This window comes from Pseudomonas sp. Y3 TE3536 (assembly GCF_053629175.1).
The window spans coordinates 4,427,478-4,446,315 of record NZ_JBRJHU010000001.1 but is presented as its reverse complement, the minus strand read 5'-3'; the positions used below and the strand labels follow the sequence as shown (position 1 = coordinate 4,446,315).

Sequence of the window (18,838 nt, the reverse complement as noted above, 5' to 3'; positions counted from 1 at the left end):
CAGGATGAGTACAGGACATGCGACTTGAAACACAACGGCTGCGGCTGCGCCCTTGGCAAGATACAGATGCCGCTGACTTATACGAATACGCCAAGGACGAACGCGTTGGCCCTGTCGCGGGGTGGCCACCGCACACCAGCGTTGCGCACAGTGCCGAGATCATCCGCACCGTGTTCAATCACCCCGAGTTGTATGCCGTCGAACTGAAGGAGAACGGCCGTGCAGTGGGATGTGTGGGCATTCTGATAGGCGGCAACAGCCACTTCGAGATCAGCGAGCAGGAAGGCGAAATCGCCTACTGGATCGGCGTGCCGTACTGGGGCAAAGGCCTGATTCCCGAAGCCGTGCGTGAAGTGATGCGGCACGGGTTTGAAACACTGAAACTCAAGGCGCTCTGGTGTGGCTATTTCGCTGACAACACCCAGTCTTTTGTTGCCCAATCGAAGTGCGGGTTCCGCCATCACCACACCGAAGAAAACAAATACAACCCGTTCCTCCAAGATTATCGAACCGAACACATCAGCTGCATCACTTACGCGCAGTGGCTCACGCCGGCTGACCACCCGTGACGGGCGCACTGACAGCCAGGTGTGATGTGCGGTGATCGCTTAGCCAACCGCTTTCAACCACGGCCAGCGCTCCCGGTAGCTGGCCGCTTTTTGCTCGAACAAGCCAGGTTGCAGGTTCAATGGGTTGGGCCTTAGCAGGTCGTGCTGAAGATCATCCAGCCCATGGGTGCTGTAGAGCACGCCGGTGTGGACATCTATGCCCAGGCAGGTCGAGCTGATCAGGTAGCGGTCGATGCCATCGGTTACCCGTTGCAATGCCGGGTAGGTAGCGCCGAACTTCGAGGCGTACCACAGGTGAACACGGGCCTGGTTGCGCACCTCGACATTGACGCCAAGGTGCGCGCAGGCCTGCTGAACCCGTGCGATCACCCGGTCTTCAGCCTCCCACGACAGGTCTTCATCGAAGTAGGCAATGTCGTAATCCTTGATGCCCCACGCTGCCGGTTGCCCTGAGCGATGGTTCCAGAAAGCCTGGAACAGGCACCCCGCTGTCAGCATGCAGTGCGGTATATCCAGCGTGGGCAACAGCGACAGCAAAGCCCGGTTGATGGGATTTTCCTGGGCAATGGCCAGTACCTGCGCGTGGCTCAGTGGCTGCATCGTTACCTCCCTGGTGATTACGGGGCTGACGATAAGCCTACCTGAGCGTCAAGACATTCGCACTGCGCTCGGCGTCGCGAGGTGATCATCATCGAAGGGGAGTTGAGCTGACTGCCCTGCCTGCCCTGCCCTTCAGCCATGCGCGGTCGTGGTAGGAGCAGCCTTGTGCTGCGAAGAGGCCGGTGATAACACAGTAAATCTTCAGTGCTATCACCGGCCTCTTCGCAGCGCAAGGCTGCTCCTACACCGGGCGTGCGTGGCTGGGGTACGCAGCATTCGGCTTTCAAGCGCGCAGCTGATACCAGGTGGTCTTGAGCTGTGAGTACTTGTCGAACGAATGCAGCGACAGGTCGCGACCAAACCCCGACTGTTTGCCACCCCCAAACGGCACCGTGACATCCAGCGCATCCACCGTGTTGACCGAAACGGTGCCCGCCTTCAACGCCCGCGCGACGCGATGCACCTGGTTGAAGTCGTCGCTCCACACCGACGCCGCCAGGCCGTAGACACTGTCGTTGGCCAGGCGCACGGCCTGCTCTTCGGTGTCGAACGCGCTGACCGCCAGCACTGGGCCGAACACTTCCTCCCGGGCCAGGCTCATGCTGCCATCGACGCCGGCAAAAATGCTCGGTTCGATGTAGTTGTCCGAGCCGTCAATGGTGAGGCGCCGGCCACCGCACACTAGCTGGGCGCCCTGCGCGTGCGCACGGTCGATGGCGGCCTTGATGCGACCGGTCTGCTCGGCATCGACGATGGCACCCGCGCGGCTTGCCGGGTCGAGTGGGTTGCCGGGCATCCATTGGCGGGCTTTGGCTTGCAAGCGCTCGATGAACGCATCGTGGATCGAGCGCTGCACATACAGGCGCGAGTTCGCCGAACACACTTCACCTTGGTTGAAGAAAATGCCGAACGCTGCTTTTTCCGCGGCCAAGTCCAGGTCCTGGCAGGTGTCGAACACCAGGTTCGGGCTCTTGCCGCCACACTCCAGCCAGACCTGCTTGAGGTTCGACTGCGCCGAGTACTGCATGAAGTACTTACCCACCTGAGTGGAGCCGGTGAACACCAGGCAGTCGACGTCGGGGTGCAGCCCCAGCGCCCGGCCCGCGTCTTCGCCCAGGCCCGGCACGACATTCAGCACGCCCTCCGGCAAACCGGCTTCCAGCGCCAGTTGCCCCAGGCGCAGCGCCGAGAACGGCGATTGCTCGGCGGGTTTTAGTACCACGCTGTTGCCGGCAGCCAGCGCCGGCGCTAGCTTCCAAGCCGCCATGTCGAGCGGGAAGTTCCACGGCACCACGGCGGCGACCACGCCCAGCGCTTCGCGGGTGATGGTGGCGAGCGCGTTGGGCGCGGTGGGCGCTACCTGGTCGTACAGTTTGTCCAGTGCCTCGCCGTACCAGGCAAAGACATGCGCCGAGCCGGGGACGTCGATGGTGTAGGCATCCATGACCGGCTTGCCCATGTTCAGCGAGTCCAGCAGCGCGAGCTCTTCACGGTTGGCCATGATCAGCTCGGCCAGGCGCAGCAGCACCTTCTTGCGCTCGACCGGGGCCATGCGCGGCCACGGGCCTTGCTCGAAGGCACGGCGTGCGGTGGCCACCGCCAGGTCGACTTCAGCCTGACCACAGGCGGCGACCTGCGCCAGTACCTGCTGGGTGGCCGGGTTGATGGCGGCGAACGTGGCGCCGCTGTTAGCGCTCACCTGCTGGCCGCCGATCAGGGCCTTGTCGGGCAAACGCAGGCTTGCAGCGCGCGTTTGCCAGTATTCGAGACGCTCCATTTTCACTCCCTATGACTGTCTTGGATTCTGGGGCTGCGCTGCAGCCCATTCGCGGCGCAAGGCCGCTCCTACAGACGATCGCCTGCACGTGTAGGAGCGGCCTTGCGTCGCGAATGGGGCGCAAAGCGCCCCCACTGGCTCAGAGCCTGCCCACCAACCGGGCAGTGCGGTCTACAGCGATACGTGTCTTGTCGACCAGTTCGTCCAGCTCGGCGCGGTTGGCCACCAGTGCCGGCGCCATGATCATCCGGCCCAAGGTCGAGCGAATGATCACGCCTTCTTCGAAGCCGAAGGTGCGGCACTGCCAGGCCAGATCGTTCTCGTTGGCAAAGCGCTTGCGGGTCGGCTTGTGTTCAGCGAACTGCAGCGCCGCCACCAGGCCCGCACCCTGCACCTGGCCAATCAAGGGGTGATCGGCAAACACTTCACGCAGGATGCGCTGCAGGTACGGCCCGGTGTCATCCTTCACCTGGCGCACGATGCCTTCATCGCGCAGCGCCTTGAGGTTGGCGATGGCCACGGCCGCCGCCACCGGGTGGCCCGAATAGGTCAGGCCGTGGGCAAACACCCCGCCGCGTTCCACCAGGGCTTCGGCGATGCGCTTGCTCAACACCAGGCCGCCCATGGGCACATAGCCGCTGGTCAGGCCCTTGGCGATCGACAGGGTGTCCGGCTCGAAGCCGAAATACTCATGGGCAAACCATTCGCCGGTGCGGCCAAAACCGCCGATCACCTCGTCGGCGCACAGCAGCACGTCGTATTGGCGGCAGATCCGCTGGATCTCGGGCCAGTAGCTTTCCGGTGGGAAGATCATGCCCCCGGCCCCCTGGAAGGGTTCGGCGACAAAACCGGCGACGTTTTCCGCACCCAGTTCGAGGATCTTTTCCTCCAGCTGCAACGCGCAGCGGCGGCCGAACTCGGCCGGGGTCAGCTCGCCACCTTCGGCGTACCAGTACGGCTCGTCGATGTGCGCCACGTCCGGGATCAGCCCGCCCATCTCGTGCATGAACTTCATGCCGCCCAGCGCCGTGGCCGCCAGGGTCGAGCCGTGGTAGCCATTCCAGCGGCCAATCATGATCTTCTTGGTCGGCTGGCCAACCACCTGCCAGTAACGGCGCACGGTGCGGATCAGCACCTCGTTGGCCTCGGACCCGGAGTTGGTGTAGATCGCGTGGCTGTAGTGGCCAGGCAACAGGCTGAACAGCAACTCGGACAGCTCGATCACCGCCGGGTGGGTGGTGTGGAAGAACATGTTGTAGTAGGCCAACTGGTCCATTTGCGCGGCGGCGGCGGCGGTCAGGTCCTTGCGACCGTACCCCAGCTGAGTGCACCACAGCCCCGACATGCCATCCAGGTAACGCTTGCCCTCGCTGTCCCACAGGTGCAGCCGTTCACCTCCAACCATGACCCGCGGGCCTTCGGCATTGAGCGCCTTCTGGTCGAGAAAGGCGTGGATGTGGTGCGCGGCGTCGGCGGCCTGGTAGTCACGGGTCTGGCGTTGGGGAACGAAAGGCGCATTCATGGGTGGTTTTCCTTGTTGTCGGTGGGTGTTGCAGGGCTGCGGCGCTTAGCGCAGCTTGCCCATGTAGCTTTCCAGCGGGTCCTTGCCCAGCACGCCCTGGGCATTGGCCAGCGCGTCGATGAACAAGGAAAACAGTTCGGACTGCGTGCCGATGTCGAGCTTGGCGTAGACGTTTTTGCGGTGGGACTTGATGGTGTCTTCCGACACCCCCAGGCGCTCGGCCAAGGACTTGGTCGAGTGGCCACGCAGGATGAGTTGGGCGATGCGGCACTCGCGCTCGGTCAGCAACGAGCTGCCAAAGTTGTTGAGCGCGGCATGGATACGCTGCTCCAGCACGTTCTCGAAACGCCCCCCGCGGCTCCCCAGCCCGGCGAAGTGCTTGTTGAGCACCGCCAGCACCCAAGGCGTGACACGGCCGAACAGCTCGCGGCTTGGCACGTCCAGTTTGTCTGTAAAGGCCAGCGACACCGCCAGGCTCTGGCCGGGCGCGACCTGCAGGATGTAATTGAGCTCATCCTCCAGGTGCGAATGGCGGTAGAACGACTGGTAGTACTCACTCACTTCGAAGTGGTCAGGGGCCACGTCGAACAGGCCGTAGCAGCCAGACTCGACGCGCTCCACGCAGGCACCGTAGAACGGGTCGAGCAGGTAGAACCCGGAAAGGTAGCGGCTGACATTGCCTTCTGGCAGCCAGGGCGCCTTGTCATCCTGCTCGAACAGCGCGCTCGGCATGCCGTCATGGGGGTAGAGGTAGACCGTGGTGGCCTGGATCGGCCGGATGAACCCGAGCGCACCGAACAAGGTGGCGGCAAAACCTGGTTGGCCGATCGTGTCGGTCACCTTGGCCATGTGCTCGAACCACTGCTCTGAAGCCAATTGGTCACTGTTCACTGGAATTCTGCCGGTAGCGGGAAACGGTATCGCCGTCGGGGCGGCGCGTTGTTTGCAAATACTCCCACGGTCAGGCAGAGACCGAAATCACCCTTTGGGGTGAGCGTTTTAAGGCGACGACCGGCTCACCCCAAAGGGTGATTTCGAGTGTGCCCGGGGTGTGGGAGCATCGTCCGGCCCCACCCCTGAGGGCCGCGCACCGCACGCTGGCCCAGCCTCCTTTCATGACCCCACAACGGTATCGAGCCCACTCGCCTACCGCGGCGTCCTGCATCCGATTTCAGGAGTTAGCAATGCATACAACAACAACTACAGCCCAACCCGCCCATGCCGCGTCGCCTTCCAGCCCTTCGGGCCGCTTCAGAAAATCCATGGGGCTGAGTGCCCTGGTGCTGTTCGGCCTTGCCTACATGGTGCCACTGGCGGTATTCACCACCTATGGCCTGGTTACCCAGATGACCAAGGGGCACCTGCCCACCGCCTACCTGCTGACCCTCGCCGCCATGCTGCTGACTGCCTACAGCTACGGCCGCATGGTGCAAGCGCACCCCTACTCCGGCTCCGTGTACACCTACACCCGCAAAGCCTTCGGCACCCACATCGGCTTCATGACCGGCTGGACGCTGCTGCTCGACTACATCTTCTTGCCGTTGCTCAGCTACCTGCTGATCGGCATCTACATGTCGGAGTACTTCCCGGCCATCCACGCCTGGGTGTGGGTCGCAGGCTCCATCGCCCTGGTGACCTTCCTCAACCTGATCGGTATCGAATCGATTACCCGGGTGAACTGGATTCTGGTGGTCGTCCAGCTGGTGTTCATCATCGTCTTCGTCGGCTTGTCGATCAGCAACCTGGCCGGCCAGTCGGCACCTGTGTCATTGCTTGCGCCCTTCCACCATGAGGGCTTCAGCGTGCCGCTGATCATGACCGGCGCCGCCGTGCTGTGCCTGTCGTTTCTTGGCTTCGATGCGGTCTCGACCATGGCCGAGGAAACCAGCAACCCAACGTTTCGCATCCCACTGGCGATCATGGCCGTGTCGCTGATCGGCGGACTGCTGTTTCTGGTGGTGTCGTACTGCGCACAGATGGTCTTCCCGGAGTGGGGCAGTTTCGCCGACCCCGATTCGGCCTCGGTGGACGTGATGCGCCGGGTGGGCGGTGAACTGTTGGTGACGGCGTTTACCGCCACCTATGTCGCCGGCTGCTTCGCTTCGGCCATGGTCTCCCAGGCAAGCGTGTCGCGGGTGCTGTTCGCCATGGGGCGCGATGGGGCGTTGCCGGCGGTGTTTGGTCAACTGGTGACGAAAAAGCGTGTACCAGCGGCGGCGATCATGCTGGTCAGCCTGCTGTCGCTGATCGCCCTGTTCATCACCCTCGACACCGTCGCCAACATGATCAGCTTCGGCGCGTTGTTCGCGTTTTCCGCCGTGAACCTGGCCGTGGTCAAGCACTACCTGGTCGACCAGAAGCTGCGGGGCACGCGCAACTGCCTGCTGTACGGTGTGGTTCCTGGGCTGGGGTTTCTCAGTACGCTGTGGCTGTGGAGCAGCTTGTCGAGCCTGTCGTTCACCATCGGGCTGTGCTGGATGGGCGTGGGGTTCGCCTGCCTGCTTGGGCTGACCCGGGCGTTTCGGGTGAAACTGCCCGAGCTGCAGATGGCCGAATAAGGCTCAGAGCGTCATGAGCATTTCGTGCCAGGCCATGCCACCGTGCTCGGAGGGCGATGGCTGCACGTAGGTGTAGCCCAGCTTTTGGTACAGCGCGACATGCTGCTCTTTGCACATCAGGTGGATGGTCTGCTTGCCCTGGGCCTTCATGCGCTGGATGAACTCGCTCATCAGCCGTTTTGCATAGCCTTTGCCCTGGTGTGCGGTGTCGACCACCACCGACATGATCACCACGTTCGGCGCTGCCGGGTCATGGCCGACCAGCTCCTTGAAGGCCTCGTCAGACATGACCACGTCATGCGCACAGCCACTGTTGATGAAGCCGACGGTTTCGCCCTCGGCTTCAAGTAGCAGAAAACCTTCCGGGTACTGGGCAATGCGGGTGCGGATTTTTTCCAGGGTTGCCGCTTCATCCCCTTCGTAGGCGCCGATTTCGATCGCGTAGCAGCGTTCGGCGTCGGCGGGCACGGGGTTGCGGAACTGAGGGGCGCTCATGCGCGGACTCCTTGGGGTAATGACGACAGGCTGCATGATAAATCACTGCTGATTATTTTCAGCATGACAGGATCGTTTCCTGGGCTGAGCGATCTGATTACCATGCCACCCTCGCCACCTCGACACGGAAACGCCCAATGACTGCTACCGCCACGTGCCTCACCGAACCCGGCCGCTGCGCACGCCTGAAAGCGTCCAGCAGCCGCGACCACGACAGTGTCGACGCACTGGTCATGGCCGCACGCCCCTTCGAGGACCGTGAGCGCTATGCCCGCTTCCTGCAGGTGCAACACCGTTTCCATGGCAGCCTGACGGCGTTGTACCGCGACGAGCAGCTGAATCGACGGCTGCCGGGGTTGGTGCATTTATCGCGGTTCGAAGCGGTGGAGGCGGATCTGCAAGCCTTGGGGTTGCCGCTGCCTGCTGCGCCGCAACGGGTTATTGCCAGCCCTGCCGAGGCGTTGGGTTGGCTGTATTGCAGCGAAGGGTCGAACCTGGGGGCGGCGTTCCTGTTCAAACAGACCCAGCGCCTGGGCCTGGATGGCAACCTGGGCGCTCGGCACCTGGCGCCCCACCCCGATGGCCGCGGCCTGCACTGGCGTGAGTTTGTCGCCAAGCTTGATGGGTTGGCACTGGAGGCTGATGAGGAAGCGGAGGTGGTTGCCGGGGTGATTGCCGCGTTTGACAGTTATCGGGGGCATGTGCGGGCTGTGTTTGTGGCGGGTGGTGGTTGATAGTGCGATAGGGCTGACAAGGGTCGCGCACCATGCCCCAGGAATAATTGGCCCGAAACAGATGTAGGAGCAGCCTTGTGCTGCGAAGCGCCGCGCGGGCGGCGCTCGATCTCATAGGCGCCAAATCAATCAACCCCTACCCCTTCTAGAACTTTTCCCTATTTAAAGGTCTATCTGCACAGCTAAATAGAACCAGAGGTTGGCTTCGCTCATGAAAATGCATGTCGCACGGTTGATGCTTCTCAGCCTGTTCACGTTCGCGGCGGTGGGCTCGGCATCAGCATCACAGATAAAGACCTCGAACGCGGTCTCCCCCGCGGCAACCGTTCAGGCACCGCAGCATCCGGCAGAAAACCCTTGGCCGACCGTGGCCAGCCTGGCGGGTGAACACACGGCGCCGTTGCTCGCCCATGATGACCGCGACTGGCACGATGATCGTTGGCACGATCGCAGAGGCGACTGGCGCCGCGAACAATGGCGCCGCGAGCAAGCCCGCCGCGAAGCGGAGCGCCGACGCGATTGGGAACGCCGTCGTGATTGGGAGCGCCGCCATGAACGGGCGATGCATCACCGCTATCAGGACGATCACCGCTACTATCGCCGTTGATGCGCGGCCCCGGTAGGAGCAGCCTTGTGCTGCGAAGAGGCCAGTGACAGCAGCGAGGATTTATTGGGTGGCTATACCGGCCTCTTCGCAGCACAAGGCTGCTCCTACAGGGAAATGCATAACGGCCGAGGTCTAGCGAGGCGCCATTCTGTTTTATCAGCTCGGCGATTCGACAACCGTGGTTTCGGCAGCCTCTGCCAGCTTCAACCGGTCAGCTTTGCTGATGTACTTGGGCTTGCTTTTCGGCGCCAGCTTGGCACTGGCTTTCTTGGCATGCGCCTGCATCAACTGTTTGATCTTCTTACGACGGTTCATGGTTCCACTGGGCCTGTAGGTCTGGTTACGCTGTAGGCATCATACCTGTACGCCTGAGAAATCAAACCCGCGAATATCCGCTACGAAAACTGCCCGGCGTCAGCCCCACCACCTTTTTGAATGCCCGGTTCAAATGGCTCTGGTCGAAGAACCCGCACGCGATGGCGGCATCGGCGATACTCAGGCCTGCACGCAACAGGCGCTGGGCGTGGGCGACCCGCACCTGGATCTGGTAGCTGTGGGGCGAGATGCCCACGCTCTTCTTGAATACCCGGATTAAGTACAACGGCTCAAGGCCTACCAGGCTGGCCAGGTGCTCCAGCGAGACGTGCTGGTCGTATTCGTCTTCGAGCTTGTGCCGCACCTGCTGCACGGCCTGCTTTTCGATGGCCTCGGTGGCTGCACCGCACAGGCCGCTGGGCGCGAACAGCAAGGGCAGCAACTCCAGTAACAGGCTTTCTCGCTCCAGGCTACAGTGCGACGCCTCGAGCGCTTGATGGTGATGCAAAAACGTGCGGGCCACTGCCGGGCGCTCGGCGAACGCAGCCCGGAACAGGTGGATGAAGTCGCTGGCCTGCTTAGGCATCAAGGTGCCATTGAGCCAGTGCGGGTCCACATACAGCATGCGGTACATCCAGCCCTGCTCATGGGCGGGCACGCCATCGTGAATTTCCCCAGGGCTGATGGTAACTACACTCCCCGGCCCGCCCAGGTCATGGCGACCGCGGTAGTACATGCGCTCCATGCCGGCGCTGATAACGCCCACGGCATAGCGGTCATGCGAGTGGCGGCCGAACGCCTGGTGGCTGTATCGCGCCGTCAGCAGTTCACACCCTCCTTCAGGTATGCGCCTGAACGCAGCGAAGTCCTTGTTCACCCTGTCCCCCACTCCCAAGCTCAACCACCGCGTGTGCAGTTTTTTACAATACGTTCCGACGGTAGCTGGCTACGTTATCACGCCTTAAACAGGCACTGATCAACGGGAACCCTCATGTCGACCAACAACAACCGCGCAATCCTCGAACTGACGTTCGGCGGGTTGATGCTCAGCCTTTCCGCCTTGACTGTCGCATTCGCCCAGATAGGCGCCGGCGGCGCGGGCTTCTACCGGATGCTGTTTGCCTCCATCCTGTTCTTCCTGCTGCTCAAGGCGCGCCGCACGCCGGTCATGCTCAAGGGCTTCAAGGCGCAGCTGTACACCGGGCTTGCCGGCGTGTTTCTGGCCATTGACCTGGCACTTTGGCACCAGAGCATCTACATCGTCGGCCCTGGCATCGGTTCGATCCTGACCAATTGCCAGGTGTTTTTCATGACCTTCCTGGGCTTTTACCTGCTCAAGGAAAAGCCCTCGGCCAACTTCCTCGTCTCGATCACCCTGGCCTTTGTCGGGCTGTACCTGTTGCTGATGCCCGAAATGAGCAATGCGCTGGGCATGAAGGGTGTCATCTATGGGGTACTGTCGGGGCTGGCCTATGCCGTCTGTGTGTACTTCCTCAAGGTCAACACCCAGTTGCCCGACGGCGGTGGCGACAAGATCGCGCAGATGCTCAACCTGAGCCTGTGGGCTGCGCTGGTCTTGCTTGGCTACGCCCTGGCCAACGGTGAGAGCCTGGCGATCAACGATGGGCAGACCTGGCTGATGCTGGTGATCTATGGCGTGCTGGTGCAGTTCGTCGGTTGGTTGCTGGTCAACCGTTCGATTGGCGCGATCAGCCTGGGCCTGGCGGGCTTGATCCTGCTGCTGGAGCCGGTGATCACCTACTTCATCGACATCGCCTTCCTCGGCAAGGCCAACTCGACGCTCCAGGTGTGCGGTGCGTTACTGACCATTGTGGCGGTGTACATCGGCTCGATCCGCCCCCCGAAAAAAGCCAACGCGACCCTGCCCGAGGCCACCTGAAACGCCCCGGGCGGGCGTGCATCCCGTCTCATTGCGCTGCGCCTTGACGTTATTTTCACAACCTTCAGATTAGCGTCACGCCCTTTCCGGCCACGCGCACATTGGGTGGCTGCCAAGGTTCTACGAGGCATACGTGTCAGCTATTAAAAAAATCCCCACGCGCAAAGGCGTGGACTGGGCCGGCCTAGGCTGGCTCCTGCTGTTCTTCTGGTATTTCTCCGGCGTTACCCAGGCGCTGCTGCTGTTCAGTGGCACCACCGGCTTTGCCGGCTTTCGCGATGCGCTGTTTCTCAGCAGCCTGTGGCTGGCCCCTGTACTGCTGCTGCCGCGCTTTACCCGCGCCACCGCGGCAGTCATCGGCCTGGTGCTGTGGGCCGCCTCGCTGGTCGGCCTGAGCTACTTCGGCATCTATCGCCAGGAGTTCTCGCAAAGCGTCATCTTCGTGATGTTCGAATCCAATACCGCCGAGGCTGGCGAGTATTTCAGCCAGTACTTCAGCCTCTGGCTGGGCCTGGCGCTGCTGCTGTATACCGTGGTGGCCGTGCTGCTGTACAAGCGCGTGCGCCCGGTCACGCTGCCCTTGCGCAGCCGCATTCCGGTGGTTGTCCTGCTGCTGGTGGCCAACCTGGTGTACCCCTTCTACAAACAGATGGTCACCCAGGAACGCAACTTTGCCGACGCTGCCGAAAAAGTTCAGCAACGCATGGAACCTGCCGTGCCGTGGCAGTTGCTGGTCGGCTACAAGCAATACCGCCAACAGTTGAACAACATGCAGGAACTGCTGGCGCAGAACGCTGCGCTGCCGCCCTTGCAGAACCTGCGCAACAGCAGCGGTGACGCGCCGCGCACGTTGGTCCTGGTGCTGGGCGAATCGACCACCCGCGAGCACATGCACCTGTACGGCTACCCGCGCGATACCACGCCCAACCTCGATGCGCTGGCCGCCAGCGACAAGGGCCTGACGGTGTTCAGCAACGTGGTGTCGCCACGCCCCTACACCATCGAAGTGATGCAGCAGATCCTGACCTTTGGTGACGAACAGCACCCGGACCGCTTCCTCACCGACCCGTCGCTGATCAACTTGATGAAACAGGCAGGCTACAAGACCTTCTGGATCACCAACCAGCAGACCATGACCAAGCGCAACACCATGCTGACCACCTTCTCCCAGCAAACGGACGTGCCGGTCTACCTGAACAACCAGCGCAACCAAAACGCCAGCCAGTACGACGAAGTGGTGCTGGACCCGTTCGAGAAAGCCCTGCAAGACCCAGCGCCAAACAAGTTCATCATCATCCATCTGCTGGGCACGCACATGGATTACCGCTACCGCTACCCGAATGCCTTCCAGCATTTCAGCGATCGCCAGGGCGTGCCGGCCAAGCTTTCGCCCAGCGAGGTGGAAACCTACAACTTCTATGACAACGCAGTGCGCTACAACGACCACGTGGTGTCGAGCCTGATCAAGCGCTACTCGGCCACCACCCCCAACGGCTTTTTGCTGTACCTCTCCGACCACGGTGAGGATGTTTACAGCTCGGGCGATCACGACCGCCTGGGGCGCAACGAAGGCGCCCCAACCCGGCCGATGTACACCATCCCGTTCCTGCTGTGGACCTCGCCGAGCTGGCAAGCGGCCCACCCGCGCGACCTGCAGGCCACGGCCAACCGTGCCTACAGCAGTTCGCACCTGATTCACACGCTGTCCGATCTGGCCGGGCTCAGCTATGACCTGTACGAGCCTGCCAAAAGCATCGTCAACCCGCAGTTCGAGGTTGTGCCGCGCTGGATCGGTGACCCCTACCGCAACAACGGCCTGCGCGAGTTCGACCACCTGCCACAGGACAAGGCCGAGCATGTGCAGGAGACGGCCAGCAACGTGCAATAACCCCTCACAACCACCGGGAGCGGCCTTGCGCCGCGCCCGGTCGGCGCTTAAATTAAATTTAAATTGATTTTAGACTAAGCCTGTTACAAGCTCTGCCTACTCCCCACAGCGCAGAGCCCGCCATGCCCGCAGCCCCCCGAGAACCCCGCAAGGACGGTGCCGTCACCCGTACTCGGATCCTGGAATCCGCCGGTGAACTGTTCGCCGCGCTCGGTTATGCCGAAACCAGCAACAAGGCTGTGGCCGCCAAGGCAGAGGTCGACCTGGCGTCGATCAACTACCACTTTGGCAGCCGCAATGGCCTGTACCTGGCCGTGCTCGACGAGGCGCGCCAGCGCTTTCTGGATATCAGCGACTTGCAGCGGATCACCCAGGGCACACAGCCGGCGGCAGAAAAACTGCGGGTATTGGTAGAGCTGGTGGTTCGCAAGGCCTCCCAGGCCCAGGACAATTGGCACCTGCGTGTGCTGGCCGCCGAAATCCTCGCCCCCAGCCCCCACGGCCAGGCTCACCTGCAGGCCGCAGCGCCGCTGAAGCTGGCGCTGTTGAAGGGGCTGTTCAGCGAAATCACCGCCATCCCCGTGGAAGCCCCTGCCCTCACCCGCTGCATCCTCTGCGTCACCGCGCCCTGGGCCATGCTGCTGATCGGCCCGCGCGGCGGCTCCGGGGCGCTGCACGAGATGCTTCAAATGCCCGGCGATGCAGTGGCTGCCCAGCTGTACAGCTTCGCCCTGGCAGGCCTGCAGGAAGTTGGCCGCCAGTATGCCCAGGCGGGCGTCAACTGATCACGCACGGATCGCGGCCCCCACGAACGCCTCACTCAGTTCAGGTCAGCCCCATGCACTCGACTGCCGATAACACCTCCCCTACCGCGCAGGCCGCAGCGGATACGCATACGTCTATTCCGCTGCTGCTGGCCGCACTGATGCTGGTGATGTTCCTCGCGGCCCTCGACCAGACCATCGTCTCGACCGCGCTGCCGACCATCGTCAGCGACCTTGGCGGGCTGCGTTGGCTGTCTTGGGTCGTCACTGCCTACCTGCTGGCCTCCACGGTGGTAGTGCCGTTGTACGGCAAGTTCGGTGACCTGTATGGCCGCAAGCGGGTATTGCAGATTGCCATCGTGCTGTTTCTGCTGGGTTCGGTGCTGTGCGGCGCGGCGCAAGACATGGCCCAGCTGATCGCCTTCCGGGCCCTTCAAGGCCTGGGCGGCGGCGGCCTGATGGTGGTGGCGATGGCCGCGATCGGCGATGTCATCGCGCCGGCCGAACGCGGCCGTTACCAAGGCTTGTTCGGCGGTGTGTTCGGCCTGGCGACGGTGGTAGGCCCGCTGATCGGCGGTTTTCTGGTGGAGCACCTGTCCTGGCACTGGATCTTCTACATCAACCTGCCGCTGGGCCTGCTCGCGCTGCTGGTGATCGGCGGCGTGTTCCGCCCACACGTGGCCCCGGTCAAACACGTGGTCGACTATATCGGTGCGTTCTTTCTGACCGTGGCCCTGGCGGCCGTGGTGCTCATCACCAGCCTGGGCGGCAGCCTGCTGCCGTGGGCCTCGCTGGATGTGCTGTGCCTGGCGTTGTTCGCCCTGATTGGCCTGGTCGGCTTCGTTTTCGAACAACGCCGCGCCGCCGAACCGATCATGCCGCTGCACCTGTTTCGCCATCGCACCTTCGTGCTCGCCGGCCTGATCGGCTTTATCGTGGGGGTGTCGTTGTTCGGCGCGGTGACCTTCCTGCCGCTGTACATGCAGGTGGTGAAAAACGCCACGCCGACCAGTGCCGGCTTGCAGATGCTGCCGCTGATGGGCGGCCTGCTGGTGGTGTCGGCGATTACCGGGCGGCTGATCAGTCGCTGGGGCCGCTACCGGATCTTCCCAATCGTCGGCACCCTGCTGCAGGTGATTGCCCTGGGCCTGCTCAGCCGGCTGGACCTGCACACCCCCATGGCGTTGATGAACGTCTACATGGGCCTGCTGGGTGCCGGGCTGGGCATGGTCATGCAGGTGCTGATCCTGGCCGTGCAGAACAGTGTCGAGCCTCGCCATATGGGCGTGGCGACGTCTGGCGCCACGCTGTTCCGCTCGATTGGCGGCTCCATCGGCGTGTCGCTGTTCGGCGCATTGTTTTCCCATGCGTTGCTGGGGCAACTGAGCGGCGACTTCGCCAGCCAGGCTGGGGCAGCGGCCAGCCTGTCACCCACCGCGGTGCATGCATTGCCGGCCGCCTTGCAACAGACTTACCTGGAAGCGTTTTCTGCCGCCATGCACGAGGTGTTCCTGATGGCCTGCCTGATTACCAGTGTGGCATTCGCCTTGTCGTGGCTGCTGCGCGAGGTGCCACTGCGCCGGGCTCAAGCGCCTGACAAGGCTGCCCCCGTCGCTGTGCCCAGTCGTCGATAGCTGTAAAGCGCCACCAACGCGACCGCCACTCCCGCGACCACCGCGACTTGATAACCCGCCTTGGCGCCCACCAGGTCGACCACCTGCCCGGACGCCACCGCCCCCAGCGCGACACCGACATTCAACCCCGCCAGCAGCCAGGTCATGCCCTCGGTGAGCTGCTGTGCGGGCACACGGCGCTCCACCAGCGACATCGCCACGATCAGCGTCGGCGCAAAGAACAGGCCCGCCAGCAAGACGGCGGCAGCTAGCCCGAAGACGCTGTCAGCCAGCAGCAACGGCAAGGTCGTCACTGCTGTCGCCAGGCCGCCCAGCAACAGCAGCCGGTGCAAAGGCGTTGGCAATTTCAAGGCCCCGAATACCAGGCCTGCAGCGCAGGAGCCGACGGCATAGCACGCCAATACCAGGCTGGCCGCTGCCGGCATGCCGGCCTGTTCGGCAAAGGCCACGCTGACGATGTCGACGCTGCCGACGATTACGCCCATGGCCACCATCAGCAACGCCAGCAGCCGAACATCCCAGTGCTGCAACACCGAGCCCTGGCCTTTCGATGCACCCGCGTCTGCATCCACGGGCGGTTCGCTGCCGGTTTGAGCGACCAAGGCGAACACCCCGATCGCCAACAGCAGCGCCGCGACCAATGGCCCGGCCTGGGGCAGCACGCCCACGCAGAGCCCCACCGACACCGGCGGGCCAGCAATAAAGGTGACCTCGTCGAGCACCGTCTCCAGGGAATACGCCACCTGCAACTGCGGCGTGCCCCGGTACAGCGCCGTCCAGCGCGCACGCACCATCGCCGACATGCTGGGCATGAAGCCCGCCAACGCGGCCCCGACGAACAGCCCCCAATCGGGCGCTTGCCACCAGGTACAGGCCAGCAGCACCAACAGGCCCACCACACACAAGCCTGCAGCGGCGGGCAGCACACGGCGCTGCCCGTGCCGGTCGACCAAGCGGGACACCTGCGGCGACATCAGCGCATAGGTCAACACGAACGTCGCTGCCACGGCCCCCGCCAAGGCATAGCTACCGCGTAGCTGCGAGAGCAGGGTGATGATGCCGATGCCCGTCATTGGCAAAGGCAAACGTGCCACCAGGCCTGCCAAGGCGAAGCCGGCCGTGCCTTTTGCCTGGAACAGCTGGCGGTAAGGGTTGAGCATGATCGACTCTCCGTATCGAAAAAAAGCGGCTTACATACAAACCGTATGATTAAAACCCTATTATCATACGCACTGAATGTAAAGCCGCATTTCCAGGAGCCCCAATGGTCAGACGTACCCGCGCCGACATGGAACAGACCCGCGCCACCCTGCTGGAGACCGCTCGCCAGGTTTTCAGCGAACGTGGTTATGGTGAGACATCGATGGACGACCTGACGGCCCAGGCCAACCTCACCCGTGGTGCCCTTTATCATCATTTCGGCGACAAGAAGGGCCTTTTGGCCGCCGTTATCGCGCAAATCGACGCAGAAATGGACGCGCGGCTGCACGCGATTTCCGACACGGCCAGCGACCCCTGGGAGGGCTTTCGCAACCGCTGCCGCGCCTACCTGGAAATGGCCCGCGAGCCGGAGATTCAGCGCATCGTGTTGCGTGATGGGCGTGCGGTATTGGGTGCCCCTACCCCGCAAGCGCAGCTAAACTGCGTCGCGTCGCTGCGCAGCATGCTGGAGCAGTTGATGGCGCAGGGCGTGGTCACCCAGGCCAATCCACAGGCGTTGGCGTCGCTGATCTGCGGGGGCCTGGCAGAAACGGCATTCTGGATTGCCGAAGAAGAGGGCCAAGGCCAAAGGCTGGAGCAGGCCCTGGACGCCATGGAACTGATGCTCAAAGGGCTGCGCAACCCCTGCTGAAAAACCGCGCAGGCGGACTATCCTGTGAGAGGGGGTTCACGCCCACAGGAGGTGTGCCATGCGTTCACTCACATGGAGTTACCTGCTGGTGCTACTGTGCACAGCACCTGCCGCCCAGGCGCAGTCAGTGGTACCGCTGAAAGGCCAGAGCAGCCAGCAGATGCAATTGGACATCAATGATTGCAATACCGTCGCCACCAATGCCGCAAACAGCGCCTCGACATCCAGCGATGCCCACGTTGGTGGCCGGGTACGCGGCGCGGCAGCTGGCGCAGCAGCAGGTGCCGTTGGTGCGCAGGTCCGCGGCAATCAGCATGAAGAGCTGTACGACCGGGCCAGCGACGATGCCAAGCAGCAATACCGGCAAAACCGCGCCGGTGAAACCGCCGCCGCCGGTGCGGCAGTGGGTGGCATGCGCCAGCGCCAGGATCGCCGCCAGGACCGGCGTACCCAGGGCGAAGCGCAGAGCTCGGCCCATGCCAGCGCGTACGGCGGTTGCCTGCAAGGCCGTGGGTACCAAGTCAACCCTTGAGCCTCTGCGACTTCAAGGTCAGGCCGGCGGCAGACACTAGAACTTGGCCAGTTCTTCCCGGCAAAACTCGACGAACAGTTGTGCCGGCTTGGTCAACTGAACCCGCTTCAAGCGGGCTGCCGCCAGCCCCGACAGCGCCACAGGTTCGGCGATATCGACCATCGCCAGGCGCTGCCCATCGTAGGTGCATTCCGAATGTGGGCGGGTGACCAACAGCGAAAAGCCGAACCCCTGCCCCACCATCCCGCGCACCATCTCGATCGACGGCGAGCTGAAGACGATGTTCGGGGTCAGGCCCATTTCGTTGAACAGGCTGACGAAGTAGGTCCGGCTGGGGGCCACGTCCAGCAGAATCATCGGCTCGGGGCAGAGATCGCGCAGCGAGACCTGGCTCTGCCCGGCAAAGCGGTGCTTTTCGGGCAACAGCACATAGGGTTTTTGCGGCGGCATCAGCGGCTCGGCCTCGATGGTGCCGTCCAGGTCGTGGTCGTAGAGAAACGCCAGGTCGAAGGTGCCGGCGGTCAGGCCCTGAATCAGGTCCTGCTGCTCGCCATCGCGCAGGCGGATGTCAACGCCAGGGTAGCGTTCGCGAAAGCCGGCGATCAGGCGCGGCAGGTACAGCGGCGCCACCGTCTCGAAACAGCCGATATCGATTTGCCCGGCAACGGTGTCGTTATCGGCTAGGGCGTTCTGCTCGAACTCGTGGGCCATCTGCAGCAGCGATTTGGTCTTGGCGTAGAAACGCTTGCCGCTGGGTGTCAGCGACACACCTTGGGCGTGGTGGCGGATGAACAGTTGTACGCCGAAGCTTTCTTCCAGGCTTTTGATGGCCGTGGAGATCGAAGGCTGGGCGATGTAGAGCTGGCGCGAGGCCTCAGCGACGCTGCCGGCCTCCACGGTGGTGACGAAATACTTGAGTTGTCGCAAGGTATAGGAAGCCACAGGCACCTCTCCGGCGCCGCCTGGGCGCGCTGGTATTTTGCCTGTCACTTTAACGTGGCGCCTGGCTGCCGGGGGATTGGGTGATGAAGGATTTACCTATGACTTGAGTATGTTTTTTAGTGGGGGGCGCCATGCGCCCCCGTTACGCG

Annotated in this window: 19 protein-coding genes; 10 read left to right on the top strand and 9 right to left on the bottom strand. The window is 62.9% G+C overall.

Annotated features, from left to right (window positions below; translation table 11 throughout):
* The first annotated feature begins 17 nt into the window (after positions 1 to 17).
* The gene (locus AB7M33_RS20220; protein ID WP_454243428.1) at positions 18 to 569 is read left to right on the top strand and encodes a GNAT family N-acetyltransferase; all 552 of its coding nucleotides are present in this window, start codon (positions 18 to 20) and stop codon (positions 567 to 569) included.
* A 39-nt stretch (positions 570 to 608) separates the two neighbouring features.
* On the opposite strand, the gene AB7M33_RS20215 is transcribed toward AB7M33_RS20220, so the two are convergent.
* The 4 genes from AB7M33_RS20215 to AB7M33_RS20200 all read right to left on the bottom strand — a co-directional run bounded on the left by AB7M33_RS20215 (position 609) and on the right by AB7M33_RS20200 (position 5,317).
* Positions 609 to 1,169 carry a nucleotidyltransferase family protein gene (locus AB7M33_RS20215; protein WP_265969726.1) on the bottom strand — a complete coding sequence of 187 codons (561 nt, stop codon included), beginning with the start codon at positions 1,167 to 1,169 and terminating at the stop codon, positions 609 to 611.
* A gap of 283 nt (positions 1,170 to 1,452) precedes the next feature.
* Positions 1,453 to 2,946 (bottom strand): aldehyde dehydrogenase, encoded by a 1,494-nt coding sequence (locus AB7M33_RS20210; RefSeq protein WP_454243427.1) that lies wholly within the window; start codon positions 2,944 to 2,946, stop codon positions 1,453 to 1,455.
* A gap of 139 nt (positions 2,947 to 3,085) precedes the next feature.
* Positions 3,086 to 4,468, bottom strand: a complete 1,383-nt coding sequence (locus tag AB7M33_RS20205; protein ID WP_265969724.1) for an aspartate aminotransferase family protein — start codon at positions 4,466 to 4,468, stop codon at positions 3,086 to 3,088.
* 45 nt (positions 4,469 to 4,513) lie between these two features.
* Positions 4,514 to 5,317, bottom strand: a complete 804-nt coding sequence (locus AB7M33_RS20200) for a helix-turn-helix domain-containing protein (protein ID WP_099430929.1) — start codon at positions 5,315 to 5,317, stop codon at positions 4,514 to 4,516.
* 335 nt (positions 5,318 to 5,652) lie between these two features.
* Between AB7M33_RS20200 and AB7M33_RS20195 the strand changes: the two genes are divergently transcribed.
* Positions 5,653 to 7,026, top strand: coding sequence for an APC family permease (locus AB7M33_RS20195; protein ID WP_252824802.1), 1,374 nt, complete (start codon positions 5,653 to 5,655; stop codon positions 7,024 to 7,026).
* 3 nt (positions 7,027 to 7,029) lie between these two features.
* Here AB7M33_RS20195 and AB7M33_RS20190 read toward each other — a convergent pair whose 3' ends face one another.
* Positions 7,030 to 7,521, bottom strand: coding sequence for a GNAT family N-acetyltransferase (locus tag AB7M33_RS20190; protein ID WP_027596229.1), 492 nt, complete (start codon positions 7,519 to 7,521; stop codon positions 7,030 to 7,032).
* A gap of 137 nt (positions 7,522 to 7,658) precedes the next feature.
* Between AB7M33_RS20190 and AB7M33_RS20185 the strand changes: the two genes are divergently transcribed.
* Together AB7M33_RS20185 and AB7M33_RS20180 are read left to right on the top strand one after the other, a co-directional pair.
* Complete coding sequence (locus tag AB7M33_RS20185; protein ID WP_454243426.1) at positions 7,659 to 8,255, top strand: biliverdin-producing heme oxygenase; 597 nt, start codon at positions 7,659 to 7,661, stop codon at positions 8,253 to 8,255.
* A 211-nt stretch (positions 8,256 to 8,466) separates the two neighbouring features.
* Positions 8,467 to 8,862 carry a hypothetical protein gene (locus AB7M33_RS20180; RefSeq protein WP_454243425.1) on the top strand — a complete coding sequence of 132 codons (396 nt, stop codon included), beginning with the start codon at positions 8,467 to 8,469 and terminating at the stop codon, positions 8,860 to 8,862.
* Between the two features lie 156 nt (positions 8,863 to 9,018).
* Here the strand turns inward: AB7M33_RS20180 and AB7M33_RS20175 are convergent, their stop codons facing one another.
* Positions 9,019 to 9,177 carry a DUF2986 domain-containing protein gene (locus AB7M33_RS20175; RefSeq protein WP_081717545.1) on the bottom strand — a complete coding sequence of 53 codons (159 nt, stop codon included), beginning with the start codon at positions 9,175 to 9,177 and terminating at the stop codon, positions 9,019 to 9,021.
* A 61-nt stretch (positions 9,178 to 9,238) separates the two neighbouring features.
* Positions 9,239 to 10,054 carry an AraC family transcriptional regulator gene (locus AB7M33_RS20170; RefSeq protein ID WP_454243424.1) on the bottom strand — a complete coding sequence of 272 codons (816 nt, stop codon included), beginning with the start codon at positions 10,052 to 10,054 and terminating at the stop codon, positions 9,239 to 9,241.
* Between the two features lie 114 nt (positions 10,055 to 10,168).
* Here AB7M33_RS20170 and AB7M33_RS20165 point away from each other — a divergent pair, with 114 nt between their 5' ends.
* The 4 genes from AB7M33_RS20165 to AB7M33_RS20150 all read left to right on the top strand — a co-directional run bounded on the left by AB7M33_RS20165 (position 10,169) and on the right by AB7M33_RS20150 (position 15,363).
* Positions 10,169 to 11,077, top strand: coding sequence for a DMT family transporter (locus tag AB7M33_RS20165; RefSeq protein WP_454243423.1), 909 nt, complete (start codon positions 10,169 to 10,171; stop codon positions 11,075 to 11,077).
* 133 nt (positions 11,078 to 11,210) lie between these two features.
* Complete coding sequence (locus AB7M33_RS20160; RefSeq protein WP_454243422.1) at positions 11,211 to 12,965, top strand: phosphoethanolamine transferase CptA; 1,755 nt, start codon at positions 11,211 to 11,213, stop codon at positions 12,963 to 12,965.
* Between the two features lie 122 nt (positions 12,966 to 13,087).
* The gene (locus AB7M33_RS20155) at positions 13,088 to 13,750 is read left to right on the top strand and encodes a TetR/AcrR family transcriptional regulator (protein ID WP_454243421.1); all 663 of its coding nucleotides are present in this window, start codon (positions 13,088 to 13,090) and stop codon (positions 13,748 to 13,750) included.
* 53 nt (positions 13,751 to 13,803) lie between these two features.
* A complete protein-coding gene (locus tag AB7M33_RS20150; RefSeq protein WP_454243420.1) occupies positions 13,804 to 15,363 on the top strand; it encodes an MDR family MFS transporter in 1,560 nt (519 codons plus the stop codon).
* Here the strand turns inward: AB7M33_RS20150 and AB7M33_RS20145 are convergent.
* Positions 15,315 to 16,523 carry an MFS transporter gene (locus tag AB7M33_RS20145; RefSeq protein ID WP_454243419.1) on the bottom strand — a complete coding sequence of 403 codons (1,209 nt, stop codon included), beginning with the start codon at positions 16,521 to 16,523 and terminating at the stop codon, positions 15,315 to 15,317. The genes AB7M33_RS20150 and AB7M33_RS20145 overlap by 49 nt on opposite strands.
* Positions 16,524 to 16,627: 104 nt before the next feature.
* Between AB7M33_RS20145 and AB7M33_RS20140 the strand changes: the two genes are divergently transcribed.
* Together AB7M33_RS20140 and AB7M33_RS20135 are read left to right on the top strand one after the other, a co-directional pair.
* On the top strand, positions 16,628 to 17,215 hold the full coding sequence (locus AB7M33_RS20140; protein WP_454243418.1) for a TetR/AcrR family transcriptional regulator: 588 nt from the start codon (positions 16,628 to 16,630) through the stop codon (positions 17,213 to 17,215).
* Positions 17,216 to 17,273: 58 nt separating this feature from the next.
* Positions 17,274 to 17,747 carry a YMGG-like glycine zipper-containing protein gene (locus AB7M33_RS20135; RefSeq protein WP_265969712.1) on the top strand — a complete coding sequence of 158 codons (474 nt, stop codon included), beginning with the start codon at positions 17,274 to 17,276 and terminating at the stop codon, positions 17,745 to 17,747.
* A gap of 36 nt (positions 17,748 to 17,783) precedes the next feature.
* Here AB7M33_RS20135 and AB7M33_RS20130 read toward each other — a convergent pair whose 3' ends face one another.
* A complete protein-coding gene (locus AB7M33_RS20130) occupies positions 17,784 to 18,689 on the bottom strand; it encodes a LysR family transcriptional regulator (protein WP_027596219.1) in 906 nt (301 codons plus the stop codon).
* Between the last annotated feature and the right edge of the window lie 149 nt (positions 18,690 to 18,838).